This is a genomic window from Neisseria iguanae (assembly GCF_003013245.1).
In the GTDB taxonomy this organism is placed as follows: Bacteria; Pseudomonadota; Gammaproteobacteria; order Burkholderiales; family Neisseriaceae; genus Neisseria; species Neisseria iguanae.
This window is the reverse complement of sequence record NZ_PXYY01000012.1, coordinates 20,544-43,958: the sequence shown is the minus strand read 5'-3', so window position 1 is coordinate 43,958 and position 23,415 is coordinate 20,544. Positions and strand designations below refer to the sequence as shown.

Below are 23,415 nucleotides of genomic sequence, written 5' to 3'. Positions count from 1 at the left end.
GCTTCCGGTACGAAAAACTGGAGGAGTTTTCTTTGTGGATTATTTGTTAATTTACAATTGGTTATCTTAATTTTTGCCGTCTGACATGACTACTAATCTACTTCAGCTCCTTTTCTTTTTAACGGGCAATAAAGTATCTTGCTTGGTATTCCCAACCACAACGGTATCAACCTTACCTTGTCGTTTTAAGATACCGAAAACAGCTACTTTGCCGGCTGCTCCGCAACCGCGTTTAACCTTTACGCTGCCTGCCAAAACAACCCCCGCCCAATCCGACAGAACCGTCAAAAACTTCATCTGCCTGAAGTTCCAAATGGTAAGCAATCACTTGGCGGATTTTACGGTAAAACAATGCTGCCGAATCAGGGGGGATGTCTAATAAATTGGCAGCTGCGCGGGCGGTAACTTCCAGTACAAAAATTCAATGCGTTTCTTTTGTACTTTTTTTGATAATTTACAGTTTGTTATCTTCATTTTTAAAGGTAGCATAACTGATAATCCAATACAGCCCCTTTTATAAAATTGGGCGGCAAATGGGTTAAGGCGGTTGGGGCCGCCCTCAACCACCGACCGGGAAAAACACGGGATTATGAGATGCCGGCTGGTTTGTTTTTAGCGGCTCTTGCCGCCGGCATTTGAGTGTTGCACTTGAAATACGAATGTAAGAACCTTTAATTTATCATACCTGTTAGTGCGGTAATTCACCACTTTTTATTTTTTGCTTGAAGTCGCGTGTTTCACTGACAATCACTTTAGACAACAGCAGCAAGGCAATCAGGTTCGGGATCGCCATCAGGCCGTTGAAGGTGTCGGCAGCCAGCCAAACCAAATCCAAGCTCAATACGGTGCCGAGCATCACGGTAACGACATAGAATACACGGTAAATATTGGCAAAACTGTCGCCGAATACGTAAGTCGCACATTTTTCGCCGTAGTAACACCAGCCCAAAATCGTTGAGTAGGCAAAGAAAATCAAGCCGATGGTCACAATCCAACCACCCACACCCGGCAGCAGTTGCCGGAAGGTAACAGTAGTCAGGGCAGCGCCACTCAATTCCGGTTTTACAAACTCACCGGCCACGTCCATCAAGCCTATTACCAACACGATCCCGGTAATTGAACACACCACGACGGTATCCAAGAAAGTACCGGTCATTGAAACCAAAGCCTGACGCACAGGGTGGTCGGTTTTCGCCGCGGCAGCTGCAATCGGTGCCGAACCCATACCGGCCTCATTCGAGAACACCCCTCGTGCCACGCCGTAGCGAATCACCATACCGAGTGTGCCACCTGCAACCGCTTCGCCAGTAAACGCGTCACGCAAAATCAGACCCACCGCCGGTGCAACCATATCCAAATGCATCAGCATAATAATCAGACCGCCCAATACATACAATACCGCCATCACCGGCACAATCACCGAAGCTGCTTTGGCAATGCCACGGATACCGCCCAAAATCACAATCGCAGTCAGCAAAGTCAACACCGCACCGGTCAAGCTTGGCGTAATGTTAAAGCTGGTTTGTACGGCTTGCGCTACGGAATTCGACTGTACCGAGCTGCCGATACCGAACGAGGCAAACATACCGAACAGCGCAAACGCATACGCCATCCATTTCCACTTGCTGCCCAAGCCTTTTTCAATGTAATACATCGGGCCGCCGGACATCTCGCCTTTATTGTTTTGCACGCGGTATTTCACTGCTAACACGCCTTCACCGTATTTAGTGGCCATACCGAAAATGGCGGTAATCCACATCCAGAATACCGCACCCGGACCGCCAACCACCACCGCAGTGGCCACACCGGCAATATTACCCGTACCGATGGTAGCCGATAAAGCCGTCATCAACGCACCGAAATGGGAAATATCGCCTTCATGGTCTTTGCCGTCTTTTTTAGAATGCGGGTGGAACACCTGTTTCAATGCGTAGCCCAGCATGCTGAACTGTAAGCCTTTGAGCAATACGGTCATCACCACGCCGGTACCGACCAGCAACACCAGCATAACCGGCCCCCAGACCCATCCGCTGACGACGTCGAAAAATGATTTTAATATCTCCATCTGCATTTATCCTCTGTATTTGTATTAAGACAGATTTATTTCAGCACAAATCGTTAATTCTCGCAATGTTATGTATACAATTTATATCGAAAATAATGACACATTTGTACTTTTATCAACTTAACTCCTTATTTTTAAATTTAAAATAAAATATTAAAGCCATTATAATTTTTCCAATTTTACTTTATTTTTTAAAAAATACCATTGAAATTGTCAACAATTTATCAAAATGCCATCTGAAACACGTTTCAGACGGCATTTAAATGTTAATTATTGCAGGGTGAAGCCCGCTTTGAAATCCAATTTCGGCACACCGACAATAAAGCGTTTGCCGATACTGGTTTCAAATTCATACGCCCCTTCGATGCTGCCCCAAGGCGTGCTGATTTGCGAACCACTGTTGTATTCATATTCTTCTCCCGGATACAAAACCGGCTGCTCTTCCACCAAGCCCGGATGGCCTACCGATTCGGTTTCACCATGCCCGTCAGTGATTTCCCAAAAACGCTGGCGCAAGGTCACTACCTCGTCGCTCCGATTACAGATGGTAATCACATAGTTGAAGGCATAACGGTCGCGATAGACGTCGCTTTGTCCGGCCACATAACGTGACCGGACATTGATTTCGATTTGATTCATGTTGTTTACCCCGTATGGTAATATTTTTTGTGAGTTTAATAAAAAACCATCATCAGATGACTAAGTATTTTGCCGTGATATTCTTCCGGTCAAAACATCGGATTGTTTACACAACCCACGCCGCGATATTCAAAACAATCAACGTCATGAATGCCGCGATGATATCGTCAAGCATGATGCCAAAGCCACCATGCACGCGCGCATCAAACCATTTTATCGGCCAAGGTTTGACAGCATCGAATAAACGGAACACGACAAACGCCGCCAGCCACCAATGCCATTTAAACGGCACAAATGCCAAAATCAGCAGTATAGCAACGATTTCGTCCCAAACAATGCCGCCGCAATCCTGAATACCCAATTCTTTCTCGGCATGGCTGCAAATCTGAATACCCCATACAAACAGACCTACACAAACCAACGCCAGCCACCAGCCGGAAATACCGAGCAAAGACAATACAAATGCAATCGGTAAGGCAGGGAGCGTGCCGAATGTACCCGGCGCAACCGGTGCTAGGCCGCTGCCGAAACCGAATGCCAAAAAGCATAGCGGCCTTTGTTTCAACCATGAAAAAGTTGGTTTAAAGTCAGCCAAAATGATCAAACCCTAAAGAAGTTAATGCAATTTCCAAGCCGTCGGAAACAGAGTTAACCACTTTCAGACGGCCTGAATCGGTAATTTTACCGATACGCGTAATCAGTGTGTCGGTTTGTTGCGAAGCAGCTTCCAATGCCCCACGGCAGCTTTCCGGTGCGGTAAACACTAATTCATAATCATCGCCGCCTGCCAGAGTATATTGCAACCACTGTCCGCGCGACAACGATTCTTTCAATTGCGGCAAAGTCGGCACTTGTTCTGCCCAAATTTCCGCCCCTACATTCGATGCCGTCAAAATATGGCCGATATCTTGTGCCAAGCCGTCTGAAACATCTTGCGCGGCATGCGCCAAATTCAATATTGCCTGTCCCAACGCGACACGCGGCATTGGCCTTAACAATTCCGCCTCACATTGCTGAAATACTTCCGATGGCAATTCACATCGTTTTAACAGGCAATTTAATGCCGAAGCTGCCAAACCGATTTTTCCTGAAACCCAAATATCGTCGCCGATTTTTGCCGCCTCACGCCGAAGTGCCTGTCCTTGTGGCAGTTCGCCGATAATCGTAACATTAAAAACCAAATCGCCGCGTGTGGTATCGCCACCGATTAAAATCATACCAAAGCGTTGTGCCAAGTCAAAAAGACTGTTGCAAAAACGACGCAACCAATTCTCATCCAATTCAGGCAAGCCAGCACTCAATAACACCCATTTTGGTTTTGCACCCATGGCCGCCATATCGGAAATATTCACCGCCAACACCTTCCAAGCCAAATCCTCAGGCAAAACATTTTCAAAAAAATGCTTGTTTTTCAGCAACATATCTGCGCTAAAACACAAATCATAACCACTTTTCGGACGCACAATTGCTGCATCATCGCCAATACCCAGTACGACTTGATGATCTTGCTGCTGATTTTGAAGATATTTTCGAATGAAATCAAATTCCGTCATCCAAGCTTCCTGAAAAAGTAAACCACATTATTAAAAAGGAAATAACTTTAAACCAAATTTCAAGAAATTATTTTATACAAGTGATCAAATAGCTTAATCTAAAACTGCATCATTTTATCCCAAAAATCGATGTATGCGTTTACTGATAAATCATCATATCTATTTTTTCAGACAACCTGAAGCAACCTTCTACCTAAATTTCCCATAAGCATCGAACTACAGGCCAGATAAAATCCAAAAACAAAAAAACCCGCCAAAGCGGGTTTTTTTAAACTTTAAACCTGATTAAGGTTTAGCATAACCGTGTACACCGTTATATGGTGAAGGAATCCAACCTTCATCAACAGCAGGGCGCTCGCTTTGTACGCTACCAGGCGTAACTTGCTTGGTCACCACGCTGCGGATTTTCACATCAACGCGACGATCTGGCTCAATACATGCAATCAGAGCAGAACGACGTTTCGCTTTAGAAACTTTTTTTCCCAAGTTAGCCACTTCGGCTTCACAAGTAGCAGTCATTCGAGCTTGAGACTCACCCAAGCCGACAGCAGAGATTTTTCCGGAAGGTACGCCACGGCTAACCAAGTAGTTAGCCACTACGTTAGCGCGACGCTCAGACAATGCTTGGTTGTATTGCTCCGAACCCATAAAGTCGGTGTGGCCTTCAACCCGTACGGTTTGTACGTTGGTGTTGCCCAAGCGTTGGGCCAAAGCGTTCAGGTTTTCTTGAGCTTCAGGACGCAGAGTATCTTTGTCGAAGCCGAACAGAGTCTTAGCAGACAACGAAACAGTCTCATCAACGTATTCCGGCTCTTCAACTTTAGCAACGGCATCACCACACTCAACACGGCCTTGGGTTGCTTTGTCGAAGTAAGTATTTTTCCAACATTCGCCGTAACTGTTACGCACGATTTCTTGAGATTGGCTGCTTACGGTGTAACCGTGTTTGGTATGCGCTTCGCTTGCCATTGCAGTGCCAGAAACCGCCAAGGCAACGAACAATGCGCTTAATTTCAGCTGTTTGGTCATTTTATTCCCTCATCAAATTGTTATGCAACGGATACTGTAAGAGCCGCTGCAACTTTACCAATATACAGGCCGCGGCATATAAAAATGGCGACAAATCGGATATATCAGGTTGCACTATAAAGAAGCTGAGGACAAACTGTCAATACTCGATGCCTCTGAATGATCATAAAACTGCCTGCTCCCTATTTTTAAATCATGCCGAAAAATCAATCTTGTGTCATTTATTTATGGATAAATCCCCACAAGCTTTACGCTATCGTTGCGCAAACGCAACAACATTTCAAACCACGCCCTTTTCTTTGTTAAGACTTTCTCATAACTGATTTAAATACTTCCCGAAAAAACAAAAACTTCCCAAAAAAACCTGATTCCCACCGACAAAATTAAATAAAATGTGCTAAATTAGGCTATATTTGTCGCACAATACCCACAGCTCAAACACCATGAAATTATAACAATACGCTACGCGCTTGAAGTATACTGCCATAATCCGAATGTTTCCGAAGCTGCCGACGCGCTGTTCACTTCCCAGCCCGGCATTTTCAAACAGATCCGTTTATTTAGAAGAATTGGGCATTCAGATTTTCATCTGCAGCGGCAAACGCGTGGAACCGGGCAAAGTGGTTTTGGAAATTTCGGAACGCATTTTGCGCAACGTACAAAATATCAAAAACATCGGCAGCGAGTTTACCGACCACGATAGCGGTACGCCATGCCTTGCAGCATATTTGGCCGATTTTGTGAAGCGTTATCCGAAAGTCAATTTGACCATCAAACAGGGCAGTCCACGAATAGTCAGCACCGGCGAAGCCGACATTGCCATTATCACCGAAAACTTGGACGGCCATCCTGAATTACTCAAGCTAAATTGCTATGATTGGAATCATGCCGTGACCGTGCCGAAAAACCATCCTTTGCTGGATGACAAAAATCCTATCGGCATTGGGGATTTGGTGGGCTTTCCATTGATTACTTATGAATTTTCTTTTCATTCAGGCGGCAGCATTTCGCGTACTTTTACGAAAGCCACGCCAGAGCAACTGGAAGTCGCCTTGGCCGCAGCAGATACCGATGTGCTTAAAACCTATGTCAAACTCGGCTTGGGCGCGGGATTGATCGCTGAAATGGCTTACGGTCCGCAAACTGATCAAGATTTGGAATTCATTGATGCCGCTCATTTATTCGAACCTTCACCTACATAGATTGCCATCCGTTCCGATACGTATTTACGCGGCTATACCTATGATTTCATCGAAATGTTTGCGCCGCATTTGAACCGTGAAACAGTCGGCCGTATTTTATATGCGCCGATTATGGAAGATTTCTCCATCTAAACGGTTTTTGCTCAAGATAAAAAGGCCGTCTGAAACACTCACGTTTCAGACGGCCTTTTTATCTTCAAGCCTTACATGGCATGCGCACAACCGGACACCATTTTTTTCAAAGCCTGTGAATCGAGAATCTTGATGTGTTTGTGTTCAACGCCAATCAAGCCTTCATGATGGAACTTCGACAGTGTGCGGCTCACGGTTTCCAGCTTCAAGCCTAAATAGCTGCCGATTTCTTCACGCGACATGCGTAAGATAAAATTATTGGCAGCAAAACCACGTGAATACAAACGGTTCGACAAATTCAATAAAAACGCTGCCAACCGTTCTTCGGCACGCATATTGCCCAACAGCAGCATCACACCTTGGTCGCGCACGATTTCTCGGCTCATTAAGCGGAAAAAGTGCGTTTGCAGGCTTGGGATGTTTTGACCCAATTCTTCCATGTGGGCAAACGGCAATTCACACACTTCGCTGTCTTCCAGCGCTACCGCATCGCAGCTGTGGACATGAGAACAAATACCGTCCATGCCGATCAGCTCGCCCGACATGAAAAAACCGGTCACTTGGTCGCGCCCGTCTTGACTGGCTACCGTAGTTTTGAAAAAACCTGCACGAATTGCAAACAAAGAAGTGAACGGCTCGCCCGCACGGAACAGATATTCGCCTTTTTTCAGACGGCGGCTCTGCCGGATGACGGCATCTAATTGGGAAAATTCGTTAGGCATCAAACCGACAGGCAAACAGAGTTCGCGCAAAGAACACGTCGAACACAATGCTTTCAATTGATGCGTAGAATTGTGTGTGGCCATAAAACAAACACCTTTTTTTATAAAAACTTTTTTCCTGACCGAGCTTCTCTTGACTCATATCAAGACAGGTTTAGCATAATGTGGCATTCTAGCAAATTAAATTGAATTTTACTAATTCGTTAATCAATATATAATCATACCGCTACCATCATGAAAACAATTCCAATACAAAACAACGAACTACTGGAATTTGACCGCGATTTGATTGCCAAGCTTCCGGCAAGCGGACCGCGCTATACATCCTACCCCACTGCCGACCGCTTCCACGAAGGCTTCCGTGAAGCCGAATATACCCATGCCCTCCGCCTGCGCAGCATGGGCGCGCTCAACAAACCTTTATCACTTTATATCCATATTCCGTTTTGCAATACCATCTGCTACTACTGCGGTTGTAATAAAATCATCACCAAAGACAAAACCCGTGCCGATGCCTATATTGAGTATCTCAAGCGCGAAATGGAATTGCTCGCACCGCATCTCAACGGCCGCCATCAGTTGGCACAGCTCCATTTCGGCGGCGGCACACCAACTTTCTTGAGCGACGACCAGCTCGAACGCGTTTTTGAGATGATCCGCAAACATTTCCAACTCACGTCCAACGGCGAATACTCCATCGAAATCGACCCCCGCAAAGTCAGCCGTGAAACGGTACACAAACTGGGCGAACTCGGTTTCAACCGCATGAGTGTGGGCATTCAGGATTTTGACTCGAAAGTTCAAGAAGCGGTCAACCGCATCCAGAGCTTTGAAGAAACCAGAGAAGTAATTGCTGCCGCACGCGAAGCCGGTTTCAAATCTGTCAGCGTGGACTTGATTTACGGCCTGCCGCATCAATCGGTTGAAAGCATGAAAGCCACCATCGATACCGTGTTAAGCCTCGGCCCTGACCGCTTGGCCTTATATCACTACGCCCACCTGCCGCATATTTTCAAACCACAACGCCGCATCGACACCAATGCTGTTCCGGACAGCGAAGAGAAACTCGATATGCTGCAATACTGTGTGCACACTCTGACCGACCGCGGCTATGTGTTTATCGGCATGGATCATTTTGCCAAACCCGACGACGAGCTTTCCACCGCCCTTAAAGAAGGCTGGCTGCAACGAAATTTCCAAGGTTACTCAACCTATGCCGATTGCGATTTATTGGCCGTCGGAGTATCCGGCATCGGCAAAATCGGCAGCACATACACCCAAAATGAGCGCGACATCAAAGCCTACTATGCCGCCATCGACGAAGGCCGTCTGCCGATTATGCGCGGCTATCAATTGAACCAAGACGACTTATTGCGCCGCAACATCATTCAAGATTTGATGTGCCGCTTCTCATTAGATTTCCAAATTTACGAAAGTGTGTTCGGTATTCCGTTCCGCCAATATTTTGCCGACGAATTGGCCGACTTGCAGCATCTGGCCAAACTGGGCTTGCTGCGCCTGAAACTGCACGGCCTGACCGTCACCCCCAAAGGCCGCTTTCTGATTCGCAACATCGCCATGGTGTTCGACTACCATTTGCGCCATAAGGAAACCACGGCGAAATATTCGCAAACCGTTTAACCGTCTATACCCATAGCAAGGCCGTCTGAAAACTCCGCTTGGCTTCAAGCGTATTTTCAGACGGCTTCTCTATATCTCATTGACTTTACAAACATAAAGCCCTACTATGACAGAAAAACGATACTTCGTCCCCCATCATGCAGCAACCCGACTTCTTCACTATTCCCAGCCCCTGTATCGGCGTATGTGAAGCCAATACCAAAGGCTATTGCAAAGGCTGCCTGCGCAGTCGTGAAGAGCGGCTTTACTGGCAGCAGATGAACGACGACCAAAAACACCAAGTCATGCGCCTGCTGAGTATGCGCAAAAGCAAAATCCGCAACCGCAAACCCGACTTGCCCACCCCTGCCGATTCTCCGCCTGCCGGACAAATCAGTTTTGATTTCTAATGCAATCAGGCCGTCTGAACATCTTAGACGGCCTGTGACATTTACCAACACCCCATCTTGAGCGTTACCAACGTGCAGTATTTCTTATTCGTCTGAGCAAACTCAAGAAGACACAGGAAAATTAGTAGACGTGTTACGTGATAAGGTAATTCAAGAAAAGCATAATTTTTTTGAAGAAGGTATATTATTTAGGAATAGCGAGGAATAAAGCAGGGTGTGCTTTTTTTAAAATCGCAAGGCTATAAGGTAGAAATGGCGGAGGTTGCCGCGACACCTTTTCGCACCGCACTGCCCGAACGCTTACCCATCTGTATCATCTGTCTACGCGTTCTACAATGCGGTGCTTTGAACCGTACTCAAACCTGAGATTTTGCCAAGGTCTCACTCTGTCTGTCAACGGCTTACAGAAGCAACCCTGCAAACCCCGCCACTAACGACATAATCAGATTGACCATCGGCCCGATAACCAACCATAAAACGCCGGTCACCAACAAAATCAGGATAATCCAAGTGCCGTAAGGTTCGAGCTTACGGTATTGCATGGATTGTTTCGCAGGCAGGAAGCTGTCGACAAAGCGACTGCCATCCAAAGGCGGAACCGGCAGCATGTTCAACACGAACAATACCGCATTGACGGAAATGCCGTATTGCGCCATTTTCGACATCGGATATTGATAAGATTCAGGCGCATGCACCGCTGCCACCGCCACCAGCCCCCACCCGAACGCCATCACAAGGTTGGACAGCGGGCCGGCAATCGCCACCGTGCGCATACCTAAACGGGCATGGCGGAAATTACGTGAAATTACTGGTACCGGTTTCGCCCATCCGAACATGAATCCGGTAGTAAAAAACAACACCGCCGGCACCAACACCGTACCAATCAAATCAATATGCGCCAAAGGATTCAGCGTCAGCCTGCCCATTTGCTCGGCGGTATGATCGCCCCAATAACGCGCCGCATAGCCGTGTGCTGCTTCGTGTACCGTAATCGCCAACAGCACCGGCAGCACCGCCAGTAAAAAAATACCTAAATTAAAATTCTGAAACATGGTTTTCGCTCCGCAGAAACGTTGTTTCCTTCGGAAACAACGTTTTCCCTAACACAGGCTGTCTGAAATGCCGAACAGCCAAAAATATAACAGATTTTGTAGATATGGGTACAAAAGTATGGATTCAAGGCAGTGGGACAGATAACTAGGCCGTCTGAAACACCGCTATTTTCAGACGGCCCAAACTGTTTCTTTTGCTATGGTTGCGTGAATGAACAACGACCATATTGGGTGGCTGGATTCTTGAATCCGACATTTGCTTAAAAAGCCAGGAAACCTTTTAAATTCAAGGTAAAGTTTGCCCTTACGGGCAAAGTCCGGATACGGAGTAGCCGACCTGCCTTGTGTGTCCATGTTTAAGTTAATCCGCTATATTTCGTGGTTTTTCGTCAAAAAGCCCCTCGTTCTTCATTACCTGAACACATCTCCGAATGTATAGCGGCACAGCTTCCAATCGACCTGCACATCTTTCACGTTTTCCTGCGCCAGATACACTTTTTTGCCGAACTGGAACGCTTGCAATATTTCAGACGGCCTTTACTTTTTGTGTTTTACAAACCAAACAAAGTCTTGTCGCCTTTGCCTTCACGAATCAATTCCGTCCCGTCAGTCATATCAATAACTGTGGTCGGCTCGGTGCCGCACCAGCCGCCGTCAATCACCAAATCCACGCTGTGTTCCAAACGGTCGCGGATTTCGTAGGGATCGGTCAGCGGTTCGTCATCTTCTGGCAGCATTAAAGTGCAGCTCAGCAGCGGTTCGCCCAATTCTTGCAGCAAGGCCAAGGCAATTTGATTATCGGGCACGCGCAGTCCAATGGTTTTGCGTTTGGGGTGCATGGTGCGGTTGGGTACTTCTTTGGTGGCGCCGAGAATAAAGGTGTAGCTGCCCGGGGTGGCAGCTTTAAGTTGGCGGAACTGGCTGTTGTCGACTTTGGCGTATATGCCTAACTCGCTCAAATCGCCACACATTAAGGTAAGGTGGTGTTTTTGGTCGATTTTTCGGATATGCAGGATTTTTTCCATCGCATTTTTGTCGCCAAGCCGACAGCCAAGCGCATAGCAGGAATCGGTGGGGTAAACAATCACACCGCCGTTGCGCACGATGTCGGCGGCCTGCCTAATCAAACGGTCTTGCGGGTTGTCGGAATGGATGGCGAAAAATTGTGCCATGTTTGCGTCCTTTTCGGTTTAATGGTTTTTGGTTCGGCACATATTGTAAAACTTATTAATTGAAAAGACAAAAGACCCTTAGATTCGCATTTGGAAAGCAACACTTGGAAGCAGGGTTTAAACTTTCTCAAGAATAAAACATTTGGTGTTTCATAGCCAAGTGTTTTATTCTTGGTCTGTGATTCAAAGTATCTTGAACTGCGCTGCTTCTAGGTTTTTTACAAACCGGGAAAATGCGTTTATGCGTTCTCCAACAATGGCCGTACGGTATCTGATACCGACCCGGTCAGGTACTTTGACGCGCACCTGTTTTTTGCTGCTATACGTTTTTCGGTAGAGTTTGCTGCAAATGCGCAGGTGTTGTCGAAGTGTACCGTCCGGGCTGCATCTTTCGATAAAGGCGTAGTAAAAAGCAACGGCGACGCGTTCCAGCTAGGCGTATTGGACTTTTGGGGACGGTGCCTTTATTTCCACCGGCTATTTGGCCTACATCTGCGTGTATATAGCAGTAGATGATGCTGTGGTGCCGTTTTGATATGGTGATGCTTTTTCAGATATCCGAAAATCTGCTCGGGGCTGAGTTTCAGGATGAACAGGATATTGATGTATTCTGTGAGGCTTTCGGTCAGTTTGTAAGGCTTTCGCTTTTGCTGCTTTTGGGCGGTGTAACGGTTTTGTGCTCCACCGGCTTTGTATACGCCATCTTTGCCTTGGTGTCGTTTGATTTCCCGAATAATGCTGTTTTTGCTGCGGTTGAGTGCTCTGGCAATTTCTGCGGGGCTTTGCTGGTTGAGATGGTGCCGGATATGGTACCGTTGGTCTTGGGGCAGGTGTGTATCTTTCTTGTCAGGAAGGCTGTATGCCACCGCATACCGGCTTTTTTGTTCATGAAAGTTGCACTTCAAATGCAAATCTGCCGGCCTTTATAACTATATCTCTGATTTTTTTCGAACAAAAATTATAATCTCAACCCTTAAACAATCAAGAAGTGATGCCGCCAAAATAAAAATTATCTAATACATATATAAAACAACAAGACCCATATAACCTAAGACCGTACTGAAACTTCCTATCATAGTAACCGACTCCAAAATGCCTGCCATTGAACAAAGCTCCGATAACATTCTCAATTCTTCAATCTCTGGACTGAATGAAACGGGACTTGATGAGTAATATTAACTGCCTCTATAAGCCTTTAAAGGCTGTCTGAAACAGATTCTTTCAGACGGCCTTTCATCTCAATTTAAAGCAGCGGATTCACAACCGCCCTACCCGAATCAATCTTCATACACCTCCATCGGCGGACAAGAACAAACCAAATTGCGGTCGCCATAGACATCGTCCACGCGGCCTACGCTCGGCCAGAATTTGTTTTCGCGCACATACGGCAGCGGGAACACTGCTTCTTCGCGGCTGTATGGATGCATCCATTCTCCGACGGTAACGTTAAACGACGTATGCGGCGCGTTTACCAACGGGTTGTCGTCTTTCGGCCATTCGCCGTTTTGCACTTTCAACACTTCCTGTTTGATGGCTTTGAGTGCGGCGATGAAGCGGTCGAGTTCGGCTTTGCTTTCCGATTCGGTCGGCTCAATCATCAACGTCCCGGCCACGGGGAAAGATACAGTCGGTGCGTGAAAGCCATAATCCATCAGGCGTTTGGCGATATCGGTTTCGGTAATGCCGCTTTCGGCTTTTAGCGGACGCAAATCGACGATGCACTCGTGTGCCACGCGGCCGTTTTTGCCGGTGTAGAGAATCGGATAATCTCCGCTTAAGGCCCGGGCGACGTAGTTGGCATTGAGCAACGCCCATTCGGTGGCCTGACGCATGCCTTGTTTGCCCATCATGGTGACGTACATCCATGTAATCGGCAAAATGCCGGCCGAACCATACGGTGCGGCGGATACGGCACCCATGCCTTCCGTTGCGCCTTCAACAGGGGCGACAACGTGGCTTGGCGCAAACGGTGCCAAATGGGCTTTCAGTCCAATCGGCCCCATGCCTGGGCCGCCGCCGCCGTGCGGAATACAGAAGGTTTTGTGCAGGTTCATGTGCAACACGTCCGCACCCACTTCGGCCGGCTGCATGATACCGACTTGCGCGTTCATGTTGGCACCATCCATATACACTTGGCCGCCGTTATCGTGAATGATTCGGCAAATGTCGCGGATGCCTTCTTCGTACACGCCGTGGGTGGACGGATAGGTAATCATCAGCGCCCCCAAATGGTCTTTGTGCTGTTCGGCTTTTTCCTGCAAATCGGCCACATCGACATTACCGTTTTCATCGGTTTTGACCGCGATGATTTTCATGCCGAGCATGGCGGCGGTAGCCGGATTGGTGCCGTGTGCCGATTGCGGAATCAGGCAGACGTTGCGTTCGGTGTCGCCGTTGGCTTCGTGGTAGCGGCGGATGGCCAATAAGCCGGTATATTCGCCCGACGCACCGGAATTCGGCTGCAGGCTGACGGTATCAAAACCAGTAATCGCTTCAAGCCGGGTTTGCAAACCTTGGAGCAATTCGCGGTAACCTTCGGTTTGCTCGGTCGGCGCAAACGGATGCAGGTTGGCAAATTCCGGCCAAGTAATCGGTATCATCTCACTGGTGGCGTTGAGCTTCATGGTGCAGCTGCCGAGGGAAATCATGCTGCGGTTCATCGCCAAATCGCGCTCTTCCAATTTTTTCAGGTAGCGCAGCATTTCGTGTTCGGTGTGGTAGCGGTTGAATACTTCGTGCGTGAGAATGTCATCTTTGCGCAACAGGCTTTTTTTCAGGCGGCCTGCCACTTCGCCGCTGCAATCCACAGCGGTTTTGCCGGTAAACAAAGCCGCCAATACTGCCAACTCGCCGACTGTGGATTCTTCGCTGAAAGCGACCGCGATTCGGGTTTCACCGACACGGCGTAGGTTGTAGCCGGCGTTTAAGGCATTTTGATAAATTTCAGCCGCTTTATCACCGCATCCAACCAAAACGGTATCGAAGAAGGTTTCATGCACGACTTCAATGCCGTCTGAAACCAAGGCATCAGCAAAGGCAGAAGCCAGCGCGTGAATGCGTTGCGCAATGCGTTTTACGCCTTCCGGGCCGTGATAAACCGCATACATGCCGGCCAAATTTGCCAGCAACGCTTGCGCGGTACAGATGTTGGACGTGGCTTTTTCGCGGCGGATGTGCTGCTCGCGGGTTGACAAGGCCATGCGTAAGGCCGGTTTGCCTGAAGCATCTTTCGATACGCCGATAATGCGGCCGGGGGCGGAGCGTTTGAACTCGTCTTTAAAGGCAAAATAAGCCGCGTGCGGGCCACCGAAACCCATCGGCACGCCGAAACGCTGCGTGTTGCCCAAAGCAATGTCGGCACCCATTTCAGCAGGCGATTTGAGCAATACCAAGCTCATCACATCGGCCGCCACCGCCACAATCACCCCTGTTTCTTTCAGACGGTCGATAACATCGGTCAAATCAACTACATCGCCGTCTCTGCCGACATATTGCAATAAAGCGCCGAAATATCCGCCGTCGGCCGCTGTCGCAAAATCGCCGATTACCAATTCAAAATCAAAATACTTGGCACGCGTTTTCATGACGTCCAGCGTTTGCGGATACACCCGCTCGTCCACAAAAAAACGTTTGGATTTGGATTTGCCCACGCGTTTGGCCATCGCCATTGCTTCGGCGGCAGCGGTGGCTTCGTCCAGCAAAGACGCACCGGCGGCTTCAAAGCCGCTCAAATCAATACACACCTGCTGAAAATTCAACAAAGCCTGCAAGCGTCCTTGCGCGATTTCCGCCTGATAAGGCGTATAGGCGGTGTACCAACCCGGATTTTCCAAGACGTTGCGCACAATCACATTCGGCAGACGGGTCGGGTAATAACCCAAGCCGATATAGGATTTGTTGATTTTGTTTTTCGCCGCGATTGATTTGATTTTATCCAATGCTTCGGCTTCGGTCAGCGCATCGGGCAAATCAAGTTCAGACGGCATACGGATAGATTGCGGCACGGTGTGATTCACAAAATCCGCCATGCTTTTTTCGCCGAGGGCAGCCAACAGCGCTTCTTGGTCAAGAAAGCTGATGTGGCGCGCGGAAAATTCGCTTTTATCGAATAATTCGTTTAATTTCATCTATTTACTCCTTTTAAACAGGCAGGCATAAAAGCCCGTCAATCAGCGTTCAGACGGCCTTACTATCAGCACAAGCCTCTGAAAAATATTTAATCTACTATACTTTTCTTTGCAATATTTGATACACAAACAACCCACCCACCATGCACACACAAGGGCATCCAAATAAGCCGTTGGAAACGGGACACTTCCAGCATAACACCAGCGTCTTCAACACCATCTTTTACGATAAACCCAAAAACACCGCCATACCCAATGGCACCATGGGAAAATACATATTCCATGCCACAGCAAACAGCAAGCTCAGCCACCCAACATCATCAAAGGGGCAGTCTGCCTCCATAGACATCAGCCAACATCTCTAAAATCACCGCCAGCCATTTTGCCGCCAGCAAGCCCGTGACGTATTCGCAGTCAATCAAAGCAGCAAAATTCAATTGGTTGCCGCCTTGCCGTTTCCCAATATGGCCAGGTAATATATCGACACCGCACCAATCAAGGCGAAACACGCGGCTTTCGTCTACCGATAAACCTCGGTAGCCTGACCATTTTCCGCCACAGCCACGATCATTGCACGCGGCACCACCTCTCGCCCCAAAAAGCGAACCCATACCTAAAGTGACAATTTGCAACAAAGCGTGCCAAGTGTTCGCACGAAAAGGTGTGGCTCCGCCTTGCAAGGCTTTTTTCAATTCCACCAACGGTTTGCAATAACAGTCACCATTACCAGCCGACACCGGTCACCAAGCCGCAAGCGAGCAACACCTACAAACAGCGCAACGTCATGGCTTGTTCCACCCTTTCGCGGGACGACATATGTGCATCCCAAAAGCAGCGGCCAAACGCATATGCTCTACCGTATGCAGCAACACGGCAAACAACACGCCGATGACCAGCAAAGAAGAAAGGAAGCGTATATTGGGTTCTAATACATTCATTATTGTTTTAATTCATTATTCATTGTTTTTACAGATACTGCCTAGCGGTATTCATTTGATTCAATCAAGCAGCGGTTTCAGACGGCCTGTTTGCCATACCTTTGAACACAATGCCGATGGCCAGCACCTGCACCGCCAGCAATGCCCACACCACACCGTACCAATCGGCGGCCTTAAACGCCAAACCGCACAACCACGCGCCAAACGTACCGCCGCTGTAATACGCCATGTAATACAAGCCAGAAGCCAGCGAACGGCCTTCTTTGACATTGGCAGCAATATAATTGATGGTCGCTGCCTGCGTGATGAACATGCCTGACGACATCAACACCAACCCGACGATAATCAACGGCAAACCGGCCGACAAAGTCAGCAATACCCCCATCACCGACACGCCTGCCGCCAGCAAAATCATTTTCACACTGCCCAAATGCGTCATCAGCCTGGCCGACAAAGGTGTAATTACCATGCCGATCAAATACACGGCAAAAATATTCGCCAACGCGCTGCTGCCCAAATGATAGGGCGCATCCGCCAAATGCAGGTTAATGTAGGTAAAGCAGCCGACCAAAGAAAACAGCACACAGCCACCCAACGAACATGCGGCAAATACATAGCGGTTATGCAAATGCGACTTCAACGTATTCAAGGCCGTCTGAAAATTCGGTTTGGGCACAAAATTCTGCGATTTGGGTAACTGCTGCCACACAAACACCGCGCAAGCTAAACTCAATACCGCCATCACATAAAATGCCGTGTGCCAGTCAAACCAATCGGCCAAATGCCCCAACAGGAAACGGCCGAGAAACCCACCCAACACCGTGCCCGACACATACATCGTCATTAACTGCACGACTTCGCTTTGGGTAAACTCTTCGCCGATTAAGCAATCAGCACCACCGTAATCCCCGGCACTGCCAGGCCCTGCAAAAAGCGCAACAGCGTAAACATTTCAATATTCGGCGACCACGCCAGCAGCATGGTCGGCAAAGCCAGATAAATCAACGACCCGACCACAAACAACTTGCGCCCGAAGGCATCCGACAACATACCCATAAACGGTGACATCAAGGCCACGCCCAACACCGTCGCCCCCACCGACAAACCTGCCTGCACCGCCGTGGCCTGCAAATCCGCCATCAAAACCGGTAAAACCGCCTGCACGGAATATACCTGTAAAAAGGCAGACATCCCGGTCAGCAAAACAGCGGTTTTTAAAAGATTGTTCATTTTCATATTATCGTTGCTGAGGTACCGCCACACTCCGCCCCAATCATTCGTCCGTTACCGACAAACAGCAAATCGTCAGCAGCCATAAGGCTCCGAATTGGCAGGCTGCATGGAAAATCTTTTATGTTCTGGCAAGCAGATATGGAGCCGGCCGGGTACGGCCGTTTTACCCGTTACATTTTCAAGCAGTAAAACCAAAGGCTGCCGGCTGATTTTCTGTAGAATAAGGTATTGCTATCGCAGTCTGCTGCAACGGCTGCAATGCCGCATAATCCGTTTTATCAATCAGCACCCTATGGCTGATTAACTCAAAAACAAACACACGGGACAGGTCGGATGCGCCGTATCCTACCTTCGCCCGCAAGGGCAACTTTAATTTGAACTTAAACGGTCTCATGGCTTTTTAAGCAAGTGTCGGATTCAAGAATCCGACCTACCTGCGCCGCCATGATTCATCTAACCGGCTATACCTTGCGGCAACTGCATCCATATCAACCAGCTGTTGCGTGGCAGAACCCTTTCAGAACGGCCACTGAATCAAAGATACCCGGCATCAGCCGGCCAAACACAAACGGCACCGTCACGATAATCAGCAAACTTCCGGCAACAGGTTGCGTAAAGATTACTTTGTGTAAGTTACAAATGGCCTCAGGATTGTTTTGTATCTGCTTTCATATTCAGTGCAAAGCCGCAGGTAATCCATCACCTCCTACCCTAACCTTGCAGACAGCCTCCGCCCGCTTCGCCCATGCCGCCAAGGTCTTCTGATAAACCGGGCAACGCTCGTTATGCGCACCTTTCAAATAACCCGTACTCATCAAAAATTCGCCGACAATCTCACCGCCGACAAATTTAAAATGCTGTTTAAACTGTTTTACCCAAGCCGCTTTATCGCGGGGATGATGGACATCAAGCCAGTTTTTAAACGAACCGTATTCGGCCTGCAAACGCAAAATCGTACGCGCATTCCGAATGACCGCGTTAATTTTCAGGCGGTTGCGCACAATGCCGGCATCACTGAGCAGCCTTTGAACATCCTCATCATCAAACGCTGCCACTTTGGCAATATCGAAACCGGCATAGGCCGTCTGAAACGCGTTTTGCTTTTTCAGCATCAGCGTCCAACTCAAACCTGCTTGGTTGATTTCCAAAACCAACCTGCCGAATAAGGCATTATCGTCGTCAACCGGAAAACCGTACTGGTGGTCGTGATAATATTTGTTCGGGTCATCGGTATCGGGCGGCAGATTATGGACAAATTCGCAATAATTCATGTGTATTCTTCAAAGCATAAAGGCCGTCTGAAAACGAATCATCTTTTTCAGACGGCCTTTTACGGCAGATTAGTCCACTTCATCAGCGTATTGGTCGGCAGTCAGCAAACCATCCAAATCGGCGGGATTAGCGGGTTTGATTTTGAAGAACCAGCCTTCGCCGTATGGGTCTCTGTTGGCGGTTTCCGGTGCGCCCGGCAAATCGTCGTTCACGGCCACAATTTCACCTGCAATCGGCGCATACACGTCAGATGCGGCTTTCACTGACTCTACCACACCGGCTTGCTCTTCAGCCGCCAGGTTTACGCCGACTTCCGGCAACTCAATAAACACAATATCGCCCAACAATTCTTGTGCGTGATGGGTAATGCCGACAGTTACCGTGCCGTCTGCTTCAGTGCGCAGCCATTCGTGGCTGACAACATATTTCAATTCTGCTGGGATATTGTTCATGAAAAACTCCTCAAAGGATAGGGTTTGTTATTGGGTTTAATGGGCTTTCAAACGGCCTTTTACATGCTGTCTGAAAAATATTTTGTTCGGAAGCGGCTTTGCTTATCTGAAATTTTTATGTTTGTAAAACTTACCTTTGTAAAAATCCCTTAAAGTAACAAAATCGCCTTCCCTTATTCTTTTCCCGCCCGCAGGACGGGGATAGGCTGCCGTCTTGTCAAAAGTTAGCAGTTTCAATCAATTTAAACGGGCTATTTTATCGTTTCAGACGGCTTATTGATTTTTAGGCCGTCTGATAAACCATCAGTCAAATTGTTTCTGACCATTGCGCACAAACGGCAACTTCAGCACACGCACGTCCACTTCTTTACCTCGAATCAACACCTTAGCCACATCACTGTCAAAATCTTTCGGCACACGGGCAATGGCGATGGATTGTTTCAGGCTTGGTGAGAATACGCCGCTGGTAGTGATGCCTTGGCCTTTACCGGTCACGACTTCCATGCCCGCACGCAACACGCCGCCTTTATCTAACAGCAAGCCGACTTGTTTCACTGCCACACCTTTTCCTTTCAACGCAACCAGCGCGGCTTTACCGACGAAATCACGGGCTTCGTCTTTCAAATCCACCGTCCAGCCCATACCGGCTTCGAGCGGGCTTGTGCCGTCATCCATATCGTTGCCGTAAAGGTTCATGCCGGCTTCCATGCGCAAGGTGTCGCGCGCGCCCAAACCGCAAGGCTGCACGCCTGCCGCTTGCAAGACTTTGAAAAATTCGTATGCCTCGGTTGCCGGCAAAATCACTTCCACACCGTCTTCGCCGGTGTAGCCTGTACGGGCGACAAACCAATTGCCGCCGAAATCATATCCTTGGAATGGCTTGAGTGCACTGATTTGCTCCGCCCATTCGGGTTTGACGGTTGATAATTTCGCTACGGCTTTCGGACCTTGTACGGCCAACATCGCCAAATCGGTACGCGGCATCAAGTTCACACCGAAATCCTGGCCGATTTTCTGGAATTGGGCAAAGTCTTTTTCGCGGGTCGCGCCATTGGAAACAATGCGGTATTGCGTTTCTGCTTCGTTCATGCGATAGACGATTAAGTCGTCGATGACACCACCGTTGTCATTGAGTAAGGCAGAATATAAGGCTTTGCCGACAAAGGCTAATTTATCGACATCATTAGCTAACAGTTTGCGGAAAAAGGCTTTGGCTTGTTCTCCGGCCGCATCGGTAACCAACATATGGGATACGTCGAACATACCGGCATCAGTGCGTACGGCTTCGTGTTCGGCGATTTGCGAACCATAATTTACAGGCAATTCCCAACCGGCAAAATCAACCAGCTTGCCGCCTGCTTCCACATGGTTTTGATGAAAAGGGGTGACGTTCAGGGCAGTCATATCAAGTTCTCCGGGTATATATTGGGTATATATCGTTGCCATCGGTGCGTTGCTGTTTTTATCTGCACGAATGGCCCTATCTGTCCTTGAACCTGAGATTTTCGGCACCGTGTCGTTTCGACCGCAATCTGCTCATTGCGTGCCACTTGGCAACGGGTGTCTGAATGGCGGTTCAGACGGCCTTCTCCCCTTCGGTGGGCATGATGTGGCATCATGCCTCTCTCCAGATGTTTTATTTCAACGGGCAGTCCTTTTACCTGAGCGATTTAAGGGCGTCTGCGCCTTCGGTGGCTACTTATAGTTGAGAAGCAGCGCTCTCCTGCACGTTTTCTGATTATGGCGTGAATCTTTTTTTTGGGCAAGCAGTCTTTGGAATTATTTTTAAACAGCCTATTAATATTAAAATATTAATAGCATTAACAAATTAATTTAGCTTAAATCTCCGTTTTTAACACAGATTATTTTTCTAAAGATTATTTATTGAACTGTTGTATGTTAAGTTTACTTAGCTTAAGATTATAAAAAACTGTTATCCTTCATTTTTTTAACACTCAGGCCGCACGAAATAAAGGGAGATAATATAATGGCTCAAATTACTTTGGATAAAACAGACCTTAAAATTTTACAGGTTTTGCAGGAAAACGGCCGACTGACCAACGTCGAGCTTTCCGAGCGCGTCGCCCTTTCCCCCTCCCCATGCTTACGCCGTCTGAAACAATTGGAAGATGCCGGTATCATCCGCAAATATGCAGCTTTATTGTCACCCGTTACCGTCGAGCTGGGTTTGCAAGCATTTATCCGCGTCTCCATAAGCAAAGCCGCCGATGCGCGTGACGATTTTTCCCGAGCCGTGCAGAATTGGCCGGAAGTGTTGAGCTGCTTCGCACTCACCGGCGAAACCGATTATCTGCTGCATGCGTTTTTCACTGACATGAATGCATTCTCCCATTTTGTATTGGATACCTTATTGTCCCATCATGGCGTACAAGACGCACAATCAAGCTTTGTGTTAAAAGAAATCAAAAACACCACTGCCCTGCCGCTGTCACATTTGCAGCAGGATTAGCCTTTTCTTTTGACTGATCCTTTGCACCAAATATAACAAGGCCGCCTGAAATTACTTCAGACAGCCTTGTTATTTGCTATAATAACTGAGAATTACTCTTAAATAAATTGAAATCTGATGAATATTCCGGCAACCCAAACCGTTATCGGCCACACCAAGCAATGGCTGGAAAAAGCCGTGATCGGTCTCAGTCTCTGCCCGTTTGCTAAAGCGCCGTATGTGAAAGACCGCATGCGCATTGTGGTTAGCGAAACCACGCATTTAGACGGCTTTCTGGAAGATTTGGACCGAGAGTTGCAGTATTTGGGGGAGACATCTGCCGACGAATTGGAAACTACTTTATTGGTGCATCCGACCTTATTCGGCGATTTTTTGCTGTTTAACGAGATGCTCGATATTGCCGACGAAGCAGTCGCGGATAACCAACTGCAAGGGGTGGTTCAGATTGCGCCGTTTCACCCGGATTTTCAATTTGCCGGCACTGAAGCCGACGACATCAGCAATTACACCAACCGCTCCCCTTACCCGACGCTGCATCTGATTCGGGAAGACAGCATCGCCAAAGCCACCGAAGCATTTCCCGAGGCAGCGGCGATTTTTGAGCGTAATATTGCTTTATTGGAAGACATGGGACAAGAAGGTTGGAATCAATTGGATATCCCGTGCTGCCCATTTCAAAAACCTGAATAACACCATGATTACCCGTTATTTTTTCTGGCTTTGCGGCGCGCTGGCATTGACGTTGGGCATACTCGGTATATTTCTGCCGATTCTGCCGACCACGCCGTTTGTTTTACTGGCGGCAGCCTGCTGGGCAAAAGCATCACCGCGTTTTCACCGCTGGCTGCACCGGCATCGCTACTTCGGCCCGATGGTGCAAAAATGGGAACACAACCACGCCGTGCCGCGCAAAGCCAAAGTATTGGCCGTGAGCATGATGACGTTTTCTTGTTTGTTTTTATTCTGGCAATTTCCCGAACGCTGGTGGGTTGGCGCGATTTCATCAACCTTTTGCGCCTGTGTGGCGGTTTGGATGATTCGCCTGCCGGAAGCATAGCCGGCTTACTTTCAGACGGCCTCAAGGCTGATTGATGCAAAAAAGCGTTAAAAGCAATTTGTTAATATTTTTCGATAGTCTTTTATTATTTAATTAAGCTACTGTTTTAAATAATTTTTATTTAAATATCAAAAATGCGTCCAATCTGCCGCAAAATTTTTAGCGCATTTATTTGATTCAGCCTGATACTCTTAGTCTAGTTTCCAGAACTATTTTCCTTTACAATCGTTTGCGACAAGCTTTAAAGCTTAACGCGCAGTGTCGTACATT

The 23,415-nt window shown here is 48.0% G+C and carries 21 protein-coding genes, 3 pseudogenes and 2 riboswitches; of the genes and pseudogenes, 7 read left to right on the top strand and 17 right to left on the bottom strand.

Annotated elements, in window-relative coordinates; genetic code table 11:
- Window positions 1-120 precede the first annotated feature (120 nt).
- The 6 genes and pseudogenes from C7N83_RS15695 to C7N83_RS03465 all read right to left on the bottom strand — a co-directional run.
- A pseudogene (locus tag C7N83_RS15695) lies at window positions 121-474 on the bottom strand (IS1595 family transposase); the annotation flags it as partial.
- 214 nt (window positions 475-688) lie between these two features.
- The gene (locus C7N83_RS03485; RefSeq protein ID WP_483869977.1) at window positions 689-2,065 is read right to left on the bottom strand and encodes an alanine/glycine:cation symporter family protein; all 1,377 of its coding nucleotides are present in this window, start codon (window positions 2,063-2,065) and stop codon (window positions 689-691) included.
- A gap of 270 nt (window positions 2,066-2,335) precedes the next feature.
- A complete protein-coding gene (gene apaG, locus C7N83_RS03480) occupies window positions 2,336-2,704 on the bottom strand; it encodes a Co2+/Mg2+ efflux protein ApaG (protein ID WP_106740665.1) in 369 nt (122 codons plus the stop codon).
- Between the two features lie 106 nt (window positions 2,705-2,810).
- On the bottom strand, window positions 2,811-3,299 hold the full coding sequence (locus C7N83_RS03475) for a phosphatidylglycerophosphatase A family protein (RefSeq protein WP_106740670.1): 489 nt from the start codon (window positions 3,297-3,299) through the stop codon (window positions 2,811-2,813).
- Window positions 3,292-4,257 carry a thiamine-phosphate kinase gene (gene thiL / locus C7N83_RS03470; protein WP_106740663.1) on the bottom strand — a complete coding sequence of 322 codons (966 nt, stop codon included), beginning with the start codon at window positions 4,255-4,257 and terminating at the stop codon, window positions 3,292-3,294. The genes C7N83_RS03475 and thiL overlap by 8 nt, the downstream gene beginning before the upstream one ends.
- A 285-nt stretch (window positions 4,258-4,542) precedes the next feature.
- Complete coding sequence (locus C7N83_RS03465) at window positions 4,543-5,286, bottom strand: OmpA family protein (RefSeq protein WP_106740662.1); 744 nt, start codon at window positions 5,284-5,286, stop codon at window positions 4,543-4,545.
- A 448-nt stretch (window positions 5,287-5,734) separates the two neighbouring features.
- Here C7N83_RS03465 and C7N83_RS03455 point away from each other — a divergent pair.
- Window positions 5,735-6,620 (top strand): annotated as a pseudogene (locus C7N83_RS03455) (LysR substrate-binding domain-containing protein).
- 71 nt (window positions 6,621-6,691) lie between these two features.
- Here C7N83_RS03455 and fnr read toward each other — a convergent pair.
- Complete coding sequence (gene fnr, locus C7N83_RS03450) at window positions 6,692-7,426, bottom strand: fumarate/nitrate reduction transcriptional regulator Fnr (protein WP_106740660.1); 735 nt, start codon at window positions 7,424-7,426, stop codon at window positions 6,692-6,694.
- Window positions 7,427-7,576: 150 nt separating this feature from the next.
- Here fnr and hemN point away from each other — a divergent pair, with 150 nt between their 5' ends.
- From hemN to C7N83_RS14540, 3 genes are all read left to right on the top strand, one after another.
- Window positions 7,577-8,983: an oxygen-independent coproporphyrinogen III oxidase gene (gene hemN / locus C7N83_RS03445; protein ID WP_106740658.1), complete on the top strand. Its 1,407-nt coding sequence runs from the start codon at window positions 7,577-7,579 to the stop codon at window positions 8,981-8,983.
- Window positions 8,984-9,120: 137 nt separating this feature from the next.
- Entirely contained in the window at window positions 9,121-9,372 is a 252-nt protein-coding gene (locus tag C7N83_RS03440; RefSeq protein ID WP_106740657.1) for a DUF1289 domain-containing protein, read from the top strand.
- Between the two features lie 216 nt (window positions 9,373-9,588).
- Window positions 9,589-9,738, top strand: a complete 150-nt coding sequence (locus C7N83_RS14540; RefSeq protein WP_170064787.1) for a hypothetical protein — start codon at window positions 9,589-9,591, stop codon at window positions 9,736-9,738.
- A gap of 35 nt (window positions 9,739-9,773) precedes the next feature.
- Here C7N83_RS14540 and C7N83_RS03435 read toward each other — a convergent pair whose 3' ends face one another.
- The 10 genes and pseudogenes from C7N83_RS03435 to gcvT form a co-directional block, all read right to left on the bottom strand.
- Entirely contained in the window at window positions 9,774-10,424 is a 651-nt protein-coding gene (locus C7N83_RS03435; RefSeq protein ID WP_106740655.1) for a site-2 protease family protein, read from the bottom strand.
- Between the two features lie 551 nt (window positions 10,425-10,975).
- On the bottom strand, window positions 10,976-11,596 hold the full coding sequence (locus tag C7N83_RS03430) for an L-threonylcarbamoyladenylate synthase (RefSeq protein WP_106740653.1): 621 nt from the start codon (window positions 11,594-11,596) through the stop codon (window positions 10,976-10,978).
- A gap of 464 nt (window positions 11,597-12,060) precedes the next feature.
- Window positions 12,061-12,462, bottom strand: coding sequence for a helix-turn-helix domain-containing protein (locus C7N83_RS16905; RefSeq protein ID WP_170064786.1), 402 nt, complete (start codon window positions 12,460-12,462; stop codon window positions 12,061-12,063).
- A gap of 411 nt (window positions 12,463-12,873) precedes the next feature.
- A complete protein-coding gene (gene gcvP / locus C7N83_RS03420; RefSeq protein WP_106740650.1) occupies window positions 12,874-15,723 on the bottom strand; it encodes an aminomethyl-transferring glycine dehydrogenase in 2,850 nt (949 codons plus the stop codon).
- 89 nt (window positions 15,724-15,812) lie between these two features.
- Window positions 15,813-16,034 (bottom strand): hypothetical protein, encoded by a 222-nt coding sequence (locus tag C7N83_RS14160; RefSeq protein ID WP_146135084.1) that lies wholly within the window; start codon window positions 16,032-16,034, stop codon window positions 15,813-15,815.
- A 9-nt stretch (window positions 16,035-16,043) separates the two neighbouring features.
- Window positions 16,044-16,421: a hypothetical protein gene (locus C7N83_RS03415; protein ID WP_146135083.1), complete on the bottom strand. Its 378-nt coding sequence runs from the start codon at window positions 16,419-16,421 to the stop codon at window positions 16,044-16,046.
- 304 nt (window positions 16,422-16,725) lie between these two features.
- A pseudogene (locus C7N83_RS03410) lies at window positions 16,726-17,852 on the bottom strand (MFS transporter).
- Between the two features lie 716 nt (window positions 17,853-18,568).
- On the bottom strand, window positions 18,569-19,165 hold the full coding sequence (locus C7N83_RS03400) for a DNA-3-methyladenine glycosylase I (protein WP_106740646.1): 597 nt from the start codon (window positions 19,163-19,165) through the stop codon (window positions 18,569-18,571).
- A gap of 69 nt (window positions 19,166-19,234) precedes the next feature.
- A complete protein-coding gene (gcvH, locus tag C7N83_RS03395) occupies window positions 19,235-19,618 on the bottom strand; it encodes a glycine cleavage system protein GcvH (protein WP_106740644.1) in 384 nt (127 codons plus the stop codon).
- Between the two features lie 303 nt (window positions 19,619-19,921).
- A complete protein-coding gene (gene gcvT, locus C7N83_RS03390; protein ID WP_106740643.1) occupies window positions 19,922-21,022 on the bottom strand; it encodes a glycine cleavage system aminomethyltransferase GcvT in 1,101 nt (366 codons plus the stop codon).
- Window positions 21,023-21,092: 70 nt separating this feature from the next.
- Window positions 21,093-21,257, bottom strand: a riboswitch (glycine riboswitch).
- A riboswitch (glycine riboswitch) is annotated at window positions 21,258-21,354 on the bottom strand.
- A 251-nt stretch (window positions 21,355-21,605) separates the two neighbouring features.
- On the opposite strand from gcvT, the gene C7N83_RS03380 reads away from it, so the two are divergent.
- From C7N83_RS03380 to C7N83_RS03370, 3 genes are all read left to right on the top strand, one after another.
- Window positions 21,606-22,088 (top strand): Lrp/AsnC family transcriptional regulator, encoded by a 483-nt coding sequence (locus C7N83_RS03380; RefSeq protein WP_106740641.1) that lies wholly within the window; start codon window positions 21,606-21,608, stop codon window positions 22,086-22,088.
- A gap of 117 nt (window positions 22,089-22,205) precedes the next feature.
- Complete coding sequence (locus C7N83_RS03375; protein ID WP_106740640.1) at window positions 22,206-22,778, top strand: DUF1415 domain-containing protein; 573 nt, start codon at window positions 22,206-22,208, stop codon at window positions 22,776-22,778.
- 4 nt (window positions 22,779-22,782) lie between these two features.
- Window positions 22,783-23,145 (top strand): YbaN family protein, encoded by a 363-nt coding sequence (locus C7N83_RS03370; protein ID WP_106740638.1) that lies wholly within the window; start codon window positions 22,783-22,785, stop codon window positions 23,143-23,145.
- Window positions 23,146-23,415: the final 270 nt, after the last annotated feature.